Source organism: Streptomyces sp. ME02-8801-2C, from assembly GCF_033793965.1.
In the GTDB taxonomy this organism is placed as follows: Bacteria; Actinomycetota; Actinomycetes; order Streptomycetales; family Streptomycetaceae; genus Streptomyces.
The window spans coordinates 22,030-38,598 of the sequence record NZ_JARAXP010000004.1 but is presented as its reverse complement, the minus strand read 5'-3'; the positions used below and the strand labels follow the sequence as shown (position 1 = coordinate 38,598).

9 protein-coding genes are annotated in these 16,569 nt (G+C 70.6%); 1 reads left to right on the top strand and 8 read right to left on the bottom strand.

Features of this window, described 5'->3' with window-relative positions; genetic code table 11:
- Positions 1 to 17 precede the first annotated feature (17 nt).
- Complete coding sequence (locus PV396_RS13605) at positions 18 to 1,181, top strand: mannose-binding protein (RefSeq protein WP_319204191.1); 1,164 nt, start codon at positions 18 to 20, stop codon at positions 1,179 to 1,181.
- Between the two features lie 81 nt (positions 1,182 to 1,262).
- Here PV396_RS13605 and PV396_RS13600 read toward each other — a convergent pair whose 3' ends face one another.
- The 8 genes from PV396_RS13600 to PV396_RS13565 form a co-directional block, all read right to left on the bottom strand.
- Complete coding sequence (locus tag PV396_RS13600; RefSeq protein ID WP_319204189.1) at positions 1,263 to 3,569, bottom strand: glycosyl hydrolase family 95 catalytic domain-containing protein; 2,307 nt, start codon at positions 3,567 to 3,569, stop codon at positions 1,263 to 1,265.
- Positions 3,570 to 3,737: 168 nt separating this feature from the next.
- Positions 3,738 to 4,529 (bottom strand): translation initiation factor IF-2, encoded by a 792-nt coding sequence (locus PV396_RS13595; protein ID WP_319204187.1) that lies wholly within the window; start codon positions 4,527 to 4,529, stop codon positions 3,738 to 3,740.
- Between the two features lie 7 nt (positions 4,530 to 4,536).
- A complete protein-coding gene (locus tag PV396_RS13590; RefSeq protein ID WP_319204185.1) occupies positions 4,537 to 5,220 on the bottom strand; it encodes a polysaccharide lyase family 7 protein in 684 nt (227 codons plus the stop codon).
- A gap of 135 nt (positions 5,221 to 5,355) precedes the next feature.
- Entirely contained in the window at positions 5,356 to 8,268 is a 2,913-nt protein-coding gene (locus tag PV396_RS13585; RefSeq protein ID WP_319205496.1) for a glycosyl hydrolase 115 family protein, read from the bottom strand.
- Positions 8,269 to 8,631: 363 nt separating this feature from the next.
- Positions 8,632 to 9,267 (bottom strand): sarcosine oxidase subunit gamma, encoded by a 636-nt coding sequence (locus tag PV396_RS13580; protein ID WP_319204183.1) that lies wholly within the window; start codon positions 9,265 to 9,267, stop codon positions 8,632 to 8,634.
- Positions 9,260 to 12,568: a sarcosine oxidase subunit delta family protein gene (locus tag PV396_RS13575; protein WP_319204180.1), complete on the bottom strand. Its 3,309-nt coding sequence runs from the start codon at positions 12,566 to 12,568 to the stop codon at positions 9,260 to 9,262. Before PV396_RS13575 ends, PV396_RS13580 begins: the two co-directional genes overlap by 8 nt.
- A gap of 24 nt (positions 12,569 to 12,592) precedes the next feature.
- Entirely contained in the window at positions 12,593 to 13,825 is a 1,233-nt protein-coding gene (locus PV396_RS13570) for a sarcosine oxidase subunit beta family protein (protein ID WP_319204178.1), read from the bottom strand.
- A gap of 162 nt (positions 13,826 to 13,987) precedes the next feature.
- Complete coding sequence (locus PV396_RS13565) at positions 13,988 to 16,435, bottom strand: FAD-dependent oxidoreductase (RefSeq protein WP_319204175.1); 2,448 nt, start codon at positions 16,433 to 16,435, stop codon at positions 13,988 to 13,990.
- Positions 16,436 to 16,569: the final 134 nt, after the last annotated feature.

Genomic DNA, 16,569 nt, shown 5'->3' with positions numbered 1-16,569 from the left:
TGAGAGGAAACGACTGGATGGGCGCACGAAACGAGGGCGACGGGACGGCACCCGGAACCGCGAACGGTTCACCACGGGTACGGGTCGCGGTCGCCCTGTCGGCCTCGGCGGAGCCCCCTGAGGGCGCGCTGACCCCGGGCGGCCGACCCGCCGTCGCCCCGGAGCAGCGGGCCGCATCCGCCGACCCGGAACGCACCACGGCCAACGCCCCCTCGACGGCCCCGGAACGCCCCACCTCCACCGTCTCCGAGCGGTCCGCGTCCGCCACCTCCGGCACCTCCGCGACCCAGCCGGAGGCGACGACCACCGTGAGCGGTGCCGCCTCCGCAGAAGAGGGCGCCGCCGCCGCGACGGGCGCGCGCGGTCAGGATCCCGAGGGTGCGATGCCCGTCGCCGTCGCGGCGGCAGCGGGTGGGGCGCCGCCCGAGAGCGACACCCACGCGGCGCATGTGGGGCGGCCGAAGAAGCCGATGCTGGCCGCGGCGGCCATCGTCGGGGCCGTACTGATCGCCGTACCCTTCCTGCTGATGTCGGGCGGGAAGGACGACGGCAAGAAGTCGGACACCGTACAGAGCGCGTCCCAGCGGGACGACTCCGACACGATTCTGGGCATGGACGCCGCGAGCGAGTCGCCGGACGACTACGCCACCGAGCGGCCCACCGCACCCCCGAGCCCCAAGGTGTCCAAGACCTCGGCCCCGCCGCGCTCTCCGGCCGCCGCACCGCCGAAACCGCAGAAACCACAGGAGCCGCGGGCCAAGCCCCCGCAGACCGCCGAGAAGCCGTCGACGGCCAAGGCTCCCAAGCCCCAGCCGGCGAGCAAGCCGACCCCGAAGCCGGACCCGCCCAAGGCTCCCGTGTGGACGCAGACGTCCGTCTCCGCTCCCAGCACGATCTCCGTCGGTGAGTCCTGGACCACCAACCGGATCAGGCTGGTCCAGCAGGAGGACGGCAACCTGGTCGTCTACGACGAGAACAACAAGGCGCGGTGGGCGTCCATGATGTTCGGAAAGAACCACCGGACGATCTTCCAGGAGGACGGCAACCTCGTCGTCTACAACGGCGACAACCGGCCCGTCTGGGCCTCCCAGACCCAGGGGCACCCGGGCGCCAAACTGATCCTGCGGTCCGACACCAAGGTGGTCATCGTGGACAAGGGCACCGTGATCTGGTCCACCTGACCGTCCCCGCGTCATACGCGACCTGCCCGCAGGCCCTGCCCGACACCGTCCGGGCAGGGCCTGCGGCATCCGTGGGGCCGACTACGGCTGCGGCAGTCCCCAGGCCGCCCCCCGCTCCCCCGGCGCCACCGGCTCGATCACGAGGTCGGGCCGCTCCCCCGCGTACAGCAGGACCTCACGGCCCTTGGCCAGCTCGATCGTGAGGGTGCCGTCCGTCGAGGTGCGTGTGCGGGCCGGGGTGCCGTCGTCCAGTACCGCGCGCACCTGACCACCTGTCAGGTCGTGCCGCAGACGCAGCGGTTCGCCGGCCAGACTGCGTATCCGGATGAACCGGGTGGTGCCGCCCTTGCGAGCCGCGCTGACCAGGAACGCGCCCTGCGTGCGGAAGTCGTGCAGGGTGACGTCCTGCCAGGCGGACGGGACGGCCGGGAACACCCGTACGACGCCGCCCCAGCTCTGGCAGAGCATGTCGTGCAGGGACTGTGAGGCCGACAGCGGGGTCTCGATGACCGGGCCGGCCTCCGTGTAGTGGGTGTTGGCGCGGCACGGGTAGCGCGTGGTGGGGTCGAAGAACTTCTTCAGGTACGTCAGTGAGGTGTCGCCGCGGCCCATCATCGCGTACAGCGACGCGGCGCCCGTGTAGCTGTAGCCGCGGTGGGCGCCGGTCAGCGCGTGCCAGTGGACGACCGACTTCTCGATCAGCTCACGCTGCTCGGGCTGGTCCCAGTTGACCAGGTACAGCGGATACACCATCAGCAGGTGGGAGTAGTGGCGGTGGGACTGGGCGTACGGGGTGTCCGCGCCGATCATGAACCCGTTGGCGTCCACCGGGTACGGCGTCAGCTTGGCCAGGGTCTCCTGCCAGCGGGGGACGAGCGGGTCGTCGACGCCCAGCCGCCGCGCCGACTCCAGGAGGGTGGTGCAGCCCCAACGGATCAGCGCCAGATCGTAGTTGGTGTCCTGCGGCGGGACCACCGGGTACTCCGGGGAGAGGGTCGACGGGAGGTGCAGCTTGCCGTCGTCACCGGGCTGGAGGAAGTGCAGGTAGTAGTTGACCGCCCGGCGGAGCAGGGGGAAGACGGTGTCCCGCAGCAACCTGTCGTCCATCGTGTGGCGGTAGCTCAGCCACACGTTGTGCAGGGCCCAGGTCAGATCGCCCACCTCGGCGCCGGTACCGGGCCTGCCGACGGTCCGGTTGGCGAACATGTCGGAGCTGCGGCCCACCCCGGCGCTGTCCGAGCGGTAGGCGGCGGGCACGTTCGCGGTCAGTTGTTCCTGGTTCTGGCGGACTGTGGTGGCAAGCGAGTCGAGTTCCAGGTGGTTGGAGCCGTGGATGAGCCAGTACTCCAGCTGGATGTTGAGGTTCCACCACACCGCCGGCCAGGGCGTGGGCTCGAGCCAGGGGCCGCAGGTGGCCATCGGCGGGCCGCCCGCGACGCTCGCCGACGCGACCTTGTAGAGCTGGATCCAGTGGAAGCTCTGCAGCCGCTCGTCGGGGATCGACACGAAGCTCTTGCGGTAGAAGGCGTGCCAGGCGCGGGTGTGGGGGCCGCGCAGAGCCGCGTACGAGCCGGTCTTCTGGACCTTCTGGATCTTCTTCAGCGACGCCTCGGCCGCCCGCGTGTTCGACGGGTGGCTGTGGGCGACGGTGAGGACGAGGGTGTCGCCCGAGTGCCGGTACGCGGTCGCGGTCTGTCCGCCGCCGGTCAGGGGCTGGAGTACCTGTTCGATGTCGCCGGTGGTCAGGGTCGTCCACGGCGGGTTGGTGACGTAGTCCGTCGGCGGGGCCTCGCTGATCTTGCGGGGGCTGATCGCCTCCTCCGGGTGGAACGTCCAGTGGACCTCCTCGTCGCCGTCCGCCGTGACGCGTGCGGCGAGGACGCCGTCGCGGCTGAGGGCGGCGAGGGTCAGGGTGCCCTTGTCCGTGGTGATCGTGCCGGTCAGTTCGGCGTTCCACAGGCTCAGGCGCCAGTTCACCCCGGTGATGGTGCCGACCGGGTCCAGGGTCAGATGCCCCACGGGGAGCCGGCAGGTGCCCCAGCCGCTGCCCAACTCCGGTCGGTGGTCCTGGACTTCGCCGTGCTGGACGGTGAAGCGGACGGCGTTCACGCCCGGTTCCCGGTAGACCATGCTGCCCAGTCGGCCGTCCCCGAGGAACGGGCCCTCGTGCCACAGCGTGGGCATCCTGCGCCACAACAGGTCCTGTTCGCGCAGGAACTTGCTCCAGGCGTCGCCCGAGTCCATACGGTTGCGGAGCTTCCAGGGACGGGGTGCGGTGGCGGTGGCGTCGACTGCCGGACCGGCGGCGGCGGCCTGGGCGACCGCGGGCAGGGCGGCAAGCGTCGTACCGCCCAGCGCCGTGCCGAGCACTGCTCTGCGAGAGGTCATACGGGTGCCTCCAGAAGGCGGGGATACGGGAGGGACTACCAGCCCGTCCGGCGTTTGAGGACGAGCGCGTTCAGCGCGAAAGCGGGGGTCTGGGGGCGCAGCCCCCAGGGATGGGACGGGTAAGGGCGGCGGGGGCGAGGAAAAATCCGGCCGAAGGGATCGGCGGAGTCAGGACCAGTTGGCCGGTTCGGCCAGGGCGTAGGTCGAGGCGATCCGGTGGCTGTCGTGCAGGATCGTCAGCGTCCGGGGGCCGCTGGGCTTCCCCTCGCGCCAGGCGGTGCAGTAGATCCCGTTGGACCAGCGGATCGTCCGGGAGGTGGAGGGCAGTACGGTGATGCCGGTCCGGCTCACCGTCCTCGTGCCGTTCAGCCACACCTCGAAGACGCCCCGGCCGACGCTCTGCGCGCCGCGCCGGATCACCTCCGAGTGTTGACGCCCTCTCTTGCCCGAGGGCAGGAGATTCCGGTCCGTACCGCGTCGCGGTACCACCTTGGGTTCCTGCTTCACTGGCCCTTGCCGGTCTCCGGGGAGCTCGGTCTTACAGGGGCCTCCACAGGCGTCACTTCCCGCCCGTCCGGCGGTAGATCCGACAACTTCGTCGTCGGATGAGGCGATCTTAGCCATGCCACTGTGGCCCTCCGGGCCGCAATGGACAGGGTGCCCTTCACCTCCACCCTGAAGGATTGAGCACTGGGCAAGTGTTCGATAGCCGCCGGTCTCGTCGATGTACGTCTGGGTCGCCGCGAGCGCGTGCGCGCCCTTGTACGTGGGCGAGTCGACGGTCTCGATGACACCGTCCTTCTGCGTGTAGGCGTGGTCCCAGCCCTCGACGCTGCCCCGGTTCTGGAACTGGACCTCGTCGGCCGCCCGGGCCTGTCCCGGCAGGATCGCGGCGGTGGCACCGGCGAGGCCGAGTCCGCCGAGACCGCCGAGCGCGGTGAGTGCCGTTCGTCTGCGCACGGCCGGCTCACCGGGTCCAGTAGGTGATGTTGCGGAAGCGGGCCTCGGCCCGGCCGGTGCCGTGGTGGTAGACGCCGTTCTTGAAGTGCCGGGTGGCGGGGCCCCGGTCCTGGGCGGTCAGCACCAGCGTGTCGTCGAGGTAGACCTTGACGCTGCCGGCCGAGGCGTCGTGCGCGAGTTTGACGTTGAACCACGTGTCGTACGCGCCGGTCTTCAGGACCGTGCGGTCGAACGCCCGTACCGTTCCGCCGTTCGCGTTGTAGACGTTGAGCATGAAGTCGGTGGCCGGGGTGCCCTCGGGGTGGATCACGCGGAGGATCTGCGCGAAGGTCGCGCCGTTGGTGCCCGACGGGAGGTACACGTCGGCGTCCCACATGTGCCGGCCGGAGGTGTACTCCTGCTTCCAGCGCATCTCCGTACGCGGATCGGTGGAACTGCCCTGCGACAGGGGCTCGTCGGTGTCGTACACCCACAGGCGACGGACACCGCCGCTGTCGCTGTACCGGTCGCTCAGGTCAAGGTTCCAGGGCTTGTGCATGCTGTACGTGAACGTCGTTCGGGTCCAGCCGTCCGTTGGGGACGCGGTGGGAGCCGCGGCGGCGGGAGACGCGGAGGCCGTCGAGCAGACGGCGCCCGCGGCGAGTAAGCCTCCGGCTGTCAGAACCGTACGTCGCGATGGAGTCATGGGCATGCCAAATCGACCTTTCACAGGGATCGGCGATTCATCGGACCTATCTCCCGATGGAGCGTAGGACTAGACCAGAAGCGCGTCAATATTCACGTCCGGCCGAAGATAGATCCGATGTACCCCGTCCCCAGGGCCCGACTACTCCCCTCGCGGCCCCGGGTTGAACACCGGGTGGAAGCTCTCCGGCGGAGCCAGATAGCTGACCGGCAGGCCGCCCGTGTCGATGACGATCTGGTCCACGGCGATCGCCGCGTCGACCATGAACAGCCGCAGCTCGTGCTCGCCGGGTGAGGTGACCGTCAATGTCGTGGTCAGCCGCTCGACACCGTCCTCCACATTGCGGGCCCAGGCGTCACCCCGGTTGCCGGTGGCGACGGACTGGCCCGACAGGACCGTCACCGGCTGGTCGTCGAGCGACACCCCCACCCGTCGCCGTCCCCGCTCGTCGAGCGACGGCAGCCGGAAGACGGTGACCGGGAAGGTACCGCTGCTGCTGAAACGCACCCGGTACCTCAACTCCGGTGCCCGGTCTGCGAAGTCGGCCGTGAACGATTCCGCCGTCGACGGCACCGCCTCCACCGCGCCGCTACGACGACCCAGCCCGCGCACGGTCCGCCAGCGGGCCCCGCCACGCGCCACCCGGCGGTCGGTGTGCGCGGCGTCGATCGAGACGTACCCGTGCGCCTCGACGAACCCCCGTCCGCGCAACGCCCGTTCACCGTCGTTGCGCACCTTCAGCGATACGTCGACCCGCTGCCCGGCGTCGCCCCCGCTCACGGTGACCGTCGCGTCGTACGTCCCCTCGGGCACCCGGTCCCAGTCGATCTCCACCCACACCCGGACCTGGTCGGTGAGCGAGCCACCCGACTCGCTGAGCCGCACCCAGGGATGAGAGACCTCGGCGGTCCAACCCACCGCCAGGAAACCGGTGTTGAAGACATCCATGAAGCGGCGGTCCCGAGTGCCGGAGAAGAAGGACAGCGGACGGGCCGTCCCCGCCTCGTTGCCCTCGGACGCCACGCCCAGGCCCGACGTCTCCTGGCGGGCGACCCTGGTGACGGCCGGGCGGCCCGGTGCCTTCGGGATCTGCGAGGGGTACGGGTTGACGATCCCGTCCCATTTTCCGCCCGCCACCTCGGTGTTGTACCGCTTGGTGAGCGCCGCCTCGGTGGCGTGGGCCGCCTCGGCGAGGTCGGCGAAGCGGTTGGTCCCGGCGCCGCGTCCCTGGCGGCGGGCGAGCGCGTTGCGGTCCGCCCAGTAGTACTTCAGGTTCATCAAGTAGGCGCCGTGCACCGGGTATTCGACCAGCTCGAAGTAGGCGTCCCGGTAGGCCTCGGGCAGCTTGGCGCCCAAGGTGCGGGCCCGTTCGAGCAGTTGCTCGTAGGCGGCCATCCGGCGGCCCCCTTCGTCGCCGTGGTGAACCACCGAGACGAGACCCGGTGCGATGAACTCCGGGCGCAGTTCCGCCGCGAGGCGGTGGTACTCGGTGCGGATCGCGGCGATCTCGCGGCCGTGCCGGCGCCCGAACTGCCGGCCGGCCCACTCGACCAGGAATCCCCCGGTGTCGTCGGCGTCCCACCGGTTCACGTCCCAGGCGATGTCCATGGCGAAGGACAGCCCGTTCTCGATCGACTTGAGGTCCCCCACATTGAAGATCCACATACGGTCGGCGCCGTGCTCGTACACCCGGCGCAACTCCTGCCAGACCTTGGCCGGTTGGGTGGTGTCCAGCCACAGATAGCTCTTCGGACGGCCCCAGTAGGAGAGGTGGTAGTAGATGCCGTTGCCGCCCGCGCGCCGCCGCTCCGCGTCGTTCGGCAGTTGGCGCATGTTGCCGTGGTTGTCGTCCGGCCAGATGAGGGTGACGTCGTCGGGCACCTGGACGCCCGCGTTGTAGAGGTCCAGCACCTCCTTGTACGGGATGAAGATCTGCGGCTCGGCGGCCCCGCCGACCTCCTCGGTCAGGATGCGGCGCTGGTCGGTGATGATGTCGTTCATCACCACGACCTTCTCGGGGATCGTGGTGGCGTTCTTCGTCTCCAGCGCGCTGTCGTGCAGGCCGCGCATGCCGAGCGTCCAGCTGCTCTCGTAGGTGGCGTTCTGACGGGCGCGGGCTCTCCAGTACTCCGAGATGACACCGGGGTTCACCGTGTAGTCGTACACCGGCAGGCTGCCGTCGGGGTTGCGGTGCTCGGCCGCCCACGGGTCCCATTCGTGGACGCCGTTGCGGAGCAGGGCCTCGGGGTGACTGGAGCCGACGACTATGCCGTAGTGCTCGGCGAGTTCGGGGTTCTCGCGGTGCTTGTTGAAGAAGTCGGAGTACGGATGCATGGCCGGCCAGAGGTAGTTGGCCTTGAGACGCAGGAGCAGCTCGAAGACGCGCTTGTAGGTCTCGGGGCCGATGTTCTTGTCCCGCTCCTGGGTGCGGTGGGACCAAGTGGTCAGGTTCTGCTCGTCATTGATGAAGATGCCCCGGTAGCGGACGGAGGGCTCGTGCCGCGTGAAGGGGCATGCGGGGACGGTCACCTCGTCGCGGCGCTCGACGGGTACGTCGGCCCACCAGTACCAGGGGGAGACGCCGATGCGTTCCGAGGTGTCGTAGATCCCGTAGATCGTGCCGCGCCGGTCGCTGCCCGCGATGACCAGGGCCCGCTCGACGCCGGGCAGCGGACGGTCGACCACCTGGGTGACCGAGGCTTCCGTACTCCCCTTGATCCGGGAGACGTTCAGGCGCCCTTCGTCGATGAGCCGGTCGATGACAGGGCTCGCCCCGATGGTGCCGACGAGGACGAGGTGCGCAGCCTTTTCAGGGGCGGTGTGCAGGAGCCCCGGCCGTACACCGCCGACCCGCTCGATGTCGGCCAGGAGGTCCCCGGCCGCGCGGATCACGGCGGGGTCGTCGCCGGCGTCCACATGGACGTCGGTGGCAAATCCGCCCCGGACCAGGGGGAATTCGGCGCCGCCAGTCCGGTCCGCCCGGGTGGAGGACGCGGCGTGGGCGGTCTCGGAGAGCGGCCCGAGGAGCAGCGGGGTCACTCCGGCGGCGGCCATGCCCCGCAGGAAGGACTTGCGGGTCCAGGGCTGCGAGGGGGTCGGCGCCTGGGGCTGTGGCGCCGAGCGGTCCTGGGGTTCGCGGTGGGGCACGAGACGCTCCTTCTCCGCCCAGGTCCCGCGTCGGCTCTTCGCACAGCCGGTCAAGGAGCTGAGCGTATGAGTGCGGACGGTGACATGAGGCAGGCCAGAAAGCGCTTGCTACACCTCATGCACCCTAGGGCAGGGCCAACCCGGACGTCCATATCCCGGCGCACCCCGCTCGCCCGCACCAAGCGCACCCGCCCGTATCCGACCTCCCACCAGGGGGCACCCGACTCCGGAGCCGCCCACGCCCTCAGGTTCTCGGGGCCTCAGATCGGCTCAGGCCATGTACTCCGTAGCCGCGTCCAGCAGCCAGCCCGTCAGATAGCCCGCGAAGGAGGAGCGGACCAGCACCCAGAAGCCGGCCCGGGGTTCGTCCCGGGCGACCACGACCACCTGGGTGCGGCCCAGGGTCGTCTGGGCGCAGCGGCCGGCGCCGAAGGCGCGGGGGTGCAGGTCCAGTGGGCAGCCGTGGGCCAGCAGGTCGCGGGCTCGGGGGCCCGAGACGAGCAGCGTGGTCCGCTGGGCGGAGACGTCGGTCACGGAGACCGGTTCCCCTCCCGCCGCGTCCCTGATACGGCTCTCCAGTTCCCGTTCGCTGCCGGGCGGGCCCACGAGCAGCCACTCGTCGGGGCCGAGCCACAGAACGACCAACTCCCCCGCGCGTACGACGGTGTTGGGCGCGAGGGGCAGCTGAAGGTCGAGGGCGAGGCCGACCGCGTCCGCCGCCGCGCCCTTGGCGTCGAGGCGCACATTGAGCTGGGCCAGGAAGGGGAGTTCGGCCAGTCGGACCGCACCCCGGGAGGTGCGGGTGGCGGCGGCCAGGCGGCCGGCCGCGTCCGAGAGGGGGGAGACGGGGGACGGGGAGGACAAGGAGGAGGGCCGGGTGGCGCTCAGGGTGGTGGTGTCAGCCATCTCGGCGGGCTCCCTCGGGGTCGTAGAGGACGGGACTCGCGACGGTCACCGGGACCAGCCGGTCACCCACGGGCGCGTACAGCCGCTCGCCGACGCGTTCCCGGCCGCCCTTGATGAGGGCGAGCGCGAAGGTCCGGCCCAGGGCGGCGCTGCGGTAGCTGGAGGTGACATGGCCGAGCATCGGGACGGGCGGCGCGGGCAGCACGCTGTCGGCGACCAGCTGGGTGCCCTCGGGGAGGAACGCGCCCGGGTCGTCCGGGAGCAGGCCGACCAGGTGCTTGCGGTCGGGACGGACGGCGTCGGCACGGGCGTACGACCGCTTCCCGATGAAGTCGGGCTTCTTCTTCGACACCACCCAGCTCATACCGAGGTCCTGCGGGGTGACGGTGCCGTCCGTGTCCTGGCCGATGATCGGGTAACCCTTCTCGGCGCGCAGAACGTGCATGGTCTCCGTGCCGTAGGGGGTGATCCCGTACGGGGCGCCGGCCTCGTACAGCGCCTCCCACAGGGCGCGGGCCTCCCACGGCGACACGTTGATCTCGTAGGCCAGTTCGCCGGAGAAGCTGATCCGGCAGACGCGCGCGTCGATGCCCGCGACCGACGTCTCGCGCCACGCCATGAACGGGAAGTCGGCGTTGTCCACGGCCAGTTGGGGCGCCAGGGAGCCGAGTACCTCGCGGGAGCGGGGGCCCACCAGAGCCACCGTGGCCCACTGTTCGGTGACGGAGGTGCAGTGGACGCGCAGGTCCGGCCACTCGGTCTGGGACCACTCCTCCATCCAGTCCAGTACGGCGGCGGCGTTGCCCGTGGTCGTGGTGACCAGGAAGCGGTCGGGGGCGAGGCGGATGACAGTGCCGTCGTCGAAGATCATGCCGTCCGGGCGGCACATCGCGCCGTAGCGGATCATGCCGACCTTCAGGGTGCTCATCATGTTGGTGTAGAGCAGGTCGAGGAAGACGCCCGCGTCCGGGCCCTGTACGTCGATCTTGCCGAGGGTGGAGGCGTCCATGAAGGCCACGCTGTCGCGGGCGGCGGCGCACTCGCGCAGGACGGCCGTCTCCATGTCCTCGCCGGCCTGCGGGTAGTACCAGGGGCGCTTCCACTGGCCGACGTTCTCGAACAGGGCGCCGTGCTCGACGTGCCAGGTGTGCAGGGCGGTCGTCCGGATCGGGTCGTGCAGCGCACCCCGGTCGCGGCCCGCGAGGGTGGCGAAGGAGACGGGCGTGTACGGCGGCCGGAACGTGGTCGTGCCGAGGGCCGAGATGTCGACGCCGAGGAGTGCGGCGACGATGCCGCTGGCCAGCAGACCGGACGTCCTGCCCTGGTCGTTGGCTGTACCCGCCGTGGTGTAGCGCTTCGTGTGCTCCACCGAACGCATACCGGCGCCGGTGGCGCGGGCCAGGTCGTCCACGCTGACATCGCGCTGGAGGTCGACGAAGGAGCGGGTGTCGGAGGCGTCCGGGATGGCGTACACGTGCATGGGCGGTGTGTGGGGCTGTGCGGCGGGGTCGGGGGCGGGGAGGCGGGGTGTCTCGGGTGCGTAGCCCTCCGCCTCGAGTGCGCGGGAGGCCGCGCCGACGCCCTGCGCGAGCACCGAGGGCAGGTCGAGTACGCCGGACGCGCTGCCCGCGACCTCCACCGCCTGCCGGCAGGTGTCGGGGACGAAGGCGCCGAGCGCGCCGTCGTAGCGGAGCTTGCCGCCCGCCTGGCTGAACAACTGGGCCACCGGGTTCCAGCCGCCGGAGACGAGGAGGAGGTCGGCGGTGAACTCGCGCCGACTGCCTGTGGTTGCTCCGGCTTCGGTGGGCTTTCCTGTGGGCTCTCCTTCGTAGACGGCGACCGTTACGGCGGTCAAGCGCGGGTCACCTTCCGCACTGGCTTCCGTGCCGACGACCGCGTGTCCCGCCAGCACCTCGATGCCGGCCGCCCTCGCGCGTTCGGCCCACTCCCCCGGGTAGGGGCGCGTGTCGACGATCGCCGCGATGTCCACGCCCGCGCCGGCCAGGTCCAGGGCGGCGGCGTACGCGCTGTCGTTCGTGGTGAACACGACCGCCCTCCGCCCGGGCAGGACACCGTGCCGGTTGACGTACGTACGCGCCGAGGCGGCCAGCATCACGCCGGGGCGGTCGTTGTCCGCGAAGGCCAGGGAGCGTTCGTGGGCGCCGGTGGCGAGGACCACCCGGCGGGCGCGGATACGCCAGACGCGTTCCCGGGAGACGTTCTCGGGGGCCGCCGCGCCGAGGTGGTTGGTGCGGCGTTCGACGGCGAGGAGGTGGTTGTCGTCGTAGTAGCCGAAGACGGTGGTCCGGGGCAGGACGCGTACGTCCGGTGCCGCCGCCAGGAGGTTTCTGGTCGACTCCACCCAGTCGAGGTGTTCGGCCGTGCCCAGGAGGCTGCCGCCCGGCTCCGGGCGGTCGTCGGCGAGGACGACCCGGGCGCCGGTGCGGGCGGCCGTCGCGGCGGCGGCGAGGCCTGCGGGGCCCGCGCCGACGATCAGTACGTCGCAGTGGGCGTGTACGGCGTCGTAGCGGGCGGGGTCGGGGGTGGTGGCCAGGCGGCCCTGGCCGGGGAGGCTGCTCGCGGCGAGGCCGTCGTACAGCTCCACCGTGGGGGCGGGGAGCATCGGCTCGGGGAAGGGGGCCTCGATCTGGATGACGGCGTTGGGTTCCTCCACGCCGGCGGAGAAGATGCCTCGGGGGCGGCCGAGTTTGATGCTGGTGCCGGTGTGGATGATGCCGTTGGCGAGGAGGGCGGAGGCGAGGGTGTCGCCTTCGTAGCCCTGGTACTCGATGCCGTCGAAAGTGAAGGCCAGGCGGTGGTCGCGGTTGATTCGACCGCGGGTGGGGAGTCTGAACGGCTGGGTCTCTTCCCCCACCCCACCCCTTCCCGAAAGTTCTGGGGGCTCCGCCCCCAGGCCCCCGGTCGGCCCTGAAGGGGCCTCGTCCTCAAAAGCCGGACGGGCTGAGGGTGCCGGCCGGGGCTGAAGGGTGACCCCAGGGGAAGCAACAGCCACAGCCGTCCCCGGAGTTGCGACCGGACGCTCCTCCCCAGCCCTGTACACCGCCAGGATCTCGTTGGTTCCCGTGTCCCGTACGGCGTTGAACCAGCGGCGGCAGCCCGCCGCGTGGGACCAGCGTTCCGCGAACGGACCCTTCGCGTTGTCGCGGAAGAACAGGTACCGGGCCCACTCCTCGTCGGTCAGGGCCGACGGGTCCTCCGGGTACGGCACATGGGCCGCGCCGCCGTAGTGGAACTCGGCCTCGTCGCGGGGCCCGCACCACGGGCAGGGGATGAGCAGCATGTCGTTCGGCTCCCTTGAGGATCCCTAGTGGGCCACCGCGGCCGCGCCGTGCTCGTCGACGAGCGCGCCGGTGGTGAAACGGTCGAGCGAGAAGGGGGCGTTGAGGGCGTGGGGTGTGTCGTGGGCGATCGTGTGGGCGAAGACCCAGCCGACACCCGGGGTGGCCTTGAAACCACCGGTCCCCCAGCCGCAGTTGAGGTAGAGGTTGTCCACCGGCGTCAGCCCGACGATCGGCGACGCGTCCGGACTCACGTCGACGATGCCGCCCCACGTACGCAGCACATGCGCCCGGGCGAACACCGGGAAGAGCTCCAGGGCCGCCGCCATCTGCTCCTCGATGATGTGGAACGCCCCGCGCTGCGTGTACGAGTTGTACGAGTCGATGCCCGCGCCCATCACCAACTCGCCCTTGTGCGCCTGGCTGACGTACACGTGCACCGCGTTGGACATGACGACCGTCGGGTGCACGGGCTCCAGCAGCTCGCTGACGAGGGCCTGCAACGGGTGGCTCTGGAGCGGGAGTTCGATGCCCGCCATGGCCGCCAGGACCGAGCTGTGGCCCGCCGAGCACAGCGCGACCTTGCCCGCCGCGATCGGACCCAGGGTGGTCTGGACGCCGACCACCCTGCCGCCGACCACGTCCAGGCCGGTCACCTCGCAGTTCTGGATGATGTCGATGCCGGCCGCGTCCGCCGAGCGCGCGAGACCCCACGCCACGTGGTCGTGCTTCGCGATGCCCGCGCGCGGCTGGTAGGTGCCGCCCAGCACCGGATAGCGCACGTCCGGCGAGATGTTGACGATCGGGCAGACCTCTTGGACCTGCTCGGCGTCGAGCCACTCCGCGTCCACGCCGTTCAGCCGGTTGGCCTCCACACGGCGCACACTGTCGCGGACGTCCTGGAGACTGTGCGCGAGGTTCAGCACCCCGCGCTGGGAGAAGAGGATCGGATAGTCGAGCTCCTCCTCCAGACCCTCCCACAGCTTCAGGGAGTGCTCGTAGATCCCGGCGCTCTCGTCCCACAGGTAGTTGGAACGGATGATCGTGGTGTTACGGGCCATGTTGCCGCCCGCGAGCCACCCCTTCTCCAGCACGGCCACATTGGTGATGCCGTGGTTCTTCGCCAGGTAGTGCGCGGTGGCGAGCCCGTGCCCGCCACCGCCCACGACGATCACGTCGTACGACCGCTTGGGCTCAGGCGTACGCCACAACCAGTCGGGATGCTCCGGCAGTTCGGCACCGGGTGTACGGGGGCTCATCACGCGTCTCCGTCTTCTGCAGTGAGGGGGCTCGTCATCCTGAGGAGGGCTCGCGAAGCGACCCTCCAGGGGCGCGGGGCTGTATCGATCTGCGGCTCCGCCGCGGGGCGCGACAAGCCCCCACCGGCCCGCACGTCAATAACCGCCCCCCAAGCGGAGCGCCTACCCACGGAGACGAGACATCGTCGAGTCGAACAACGGCTCCTCGGCAACGACCGCCGCCACCCGCTGATCGAAGTAGCCGATCTCCAACACCGTCCCCGGGGCGGCCAGTTCGGCCGGCAGCCAGGCGTACGCGATGCCCTTGCCGATCGTGTAGCCGTAGGCCGCGCTGGTGACGTAGCCGACCGCCCGGTCACCCTCGTACACCGGCTCCTTGCCCATCACCACGGACCCCGGGTCCTCGATGGTCAGGCAGGTCAGCCTGCGCCGGACCTCGCCCTTACGGCGTTCCAGCGCCGCCTTGCCCACGAAGTCGCCCTTGTCGAGCTTCACCGCGAAGCCGACGCCGGCCTCGTAGGGGTCGTGCTCGTAGGTCATGTCGGTGCCGAAGGAGCGGTAACCCTTCTCCAGGCGGAGGCTGTTGAAGGCGCCGCGTCCCGCGGCGATGCCGCCGAGCGGCTGTGCGGCCTGCCAGAGGGTGTCCCAGAGTTTCTGGCCCTGGTCGGCGGTGGTGTAGAGCTCCCAGCCGAGTTCGCCGACGTAGGACAGGCGCATCGCCGTCACCGGGACGCTGCCGATGTAGGCGCGCTTGGCGCGGAAGTACTTCAGACCGTCGTTGGAGAAGTCCTCGTCGGTCAGGGGCTGGAGGACCTTGCGGGCCAGCGGGCCCCACAGGCCGATGCAGCAGGTGCCGGGGGTGATGTCGCGGACCTGGACCGTGCCGTCGGCCGGGAGGTGGCGGGTGAACCAGTCGAGGTCGAGGTTGCCGTTGGCGCCGACCTGGAAGAGGTCGCGGCCGAGGCGGGCCACGGTGACGTCGCTGCGGATGCCGCCGTCGTGGCCGAGGAGCAGGGTGTACGTCACCGAGCCGACCGACTTGGCGACCTTGCTGGTGGTGAGGCCTTCGAGGAAGGTCGCGGCTCCCGGGCCGGTCACCTCCAGGCGCTTCAGGGCCGTCATGTCGTACATCGCGACCGTCTCGCGGGTCGCCTGGGCCTCGGCGCCGACGATCGGCGACCAGTACTGGGCCGCCCAGTCGTTCGGGGTGGGGATGGAACGGCCTTCCACCAGGGGCGCGTTGGCCTCGTACCAGTGCGGGCGTTCCCAGCCGTTCGCCTCCAGGAAGAAGGCGCCCAGTTCGCGCTGGCGGGTGTGGAAGGGGCTGGTGCGGATCGGGCGCGGGTCACCCGACGGCTGGAGGGGGTGCAGGATGTCGTAGACCTCGACGAAGTTCTGGCAGTCGCGGGCCAGGACGTACTCCGGGGAGAGCTGGTGCGGCTCGAAGCGGTTGAGGTCGCACTCGTGCAGGTCGAAGGAGGAGCAGAAGCCGTCGACCAGCAGCTCGGCCATGGCGCGGCCGACGCCCGCCGAGTGGGTGACCCACACCGCTTCGGCGACCCAGAAGCCCTTGACGTCCGGGGACTCGCCGAGCAGCGGGAAGTTGTCGGTGGTGAAGGAGAACAGGCCGTTGATGCCCTCCTCGACCTTCGCGTCCTTCGTGGCCGGGAGGAGGGACTGCGTCTCCGTCCAGGCGTCCGCGAAGTCGTCCTCGGTGAACTTCAGGACGGAGGGCATCGACCCGGCCGCGTCCGCCTGGTCGAAGGAGAGGATGTCGTCGGCCGAGACGGGCATCGGGCGGTGGCCGTAGTAGCCGATGCCGATGGCGTCGAAGCGGTCGCGGTAGTAGAGGTCGGCGTCCTGGTGACGCAGGATCGGACGGACCGCTTCCTCCGTCTGGCCGGCGAGCGCGGGGACCGGGCCGGTCCAGGCCAGCTGGTGGGCCAGGGGGGTGAGGGGGAGGTTCAGACCGGCCATGCGGGCGATCTTCGGCCCCCAGATGCCGGCGCAGCACACGACGATGTCGGCGGCGATCTCGCCCTGGTCCGTGAGGACCCCGGTGACCTGGCCGTCGGTCTGCTGGACGTCCAGCACCTCGTGGCGGGGCAGGAAGGTCACGCCGCGTTCGGTCGCCCGGCGGATCTGGGCTTCCACCGCGAGGACCGCCTTCGCGAGGCCGTCCGTGGGGACCAGGAGGCCGCCCAGGACCCGGTCGGGGTTGACCAGCGGGTGCTGCTCCACGCACTCCTCGGGGGTCAGCAGGCGGGACTCGATCCCCCAGGCGGTGATCCAGCCGTGGCGGCGGTGCAGTTCGGTGAGGCGCTCGGGGGTGGTGGCGACTTCGAGGCCGCCGACCTGGAGGAAGCAGGGCTTGCCGTCGACGTCCAGGGAGCAGAACTTCTCGACGGTGTAGCGGGCCAGTTCGGTCATCGTCTTGGACGAGTTCGTCTGGAAGACCAGGCCCGGGGCGTGCGACGACGATCCCCCGGTGGCGGGCAGCGGGCCCTGGTCGACCACGGTCACTTCGGTCCAGCCTCGTGCGGAGATCTCGTCCGCGAGTGCCGCGCCAACGACGCCCGCTCCGATGATGACCACTCGGGGTCCCGCCATCGCCGCACCTCCGGTTAGTTGCTTTCTACGCAACATGACTCAGGTTGCGCAACTCAATGTGCCTGCAGCACAGGTGGGTGTCAAGGGGTTCTCGCCCCCGCCGCCCCTACCCGTCCCATCCTTCTGGGGCTCCG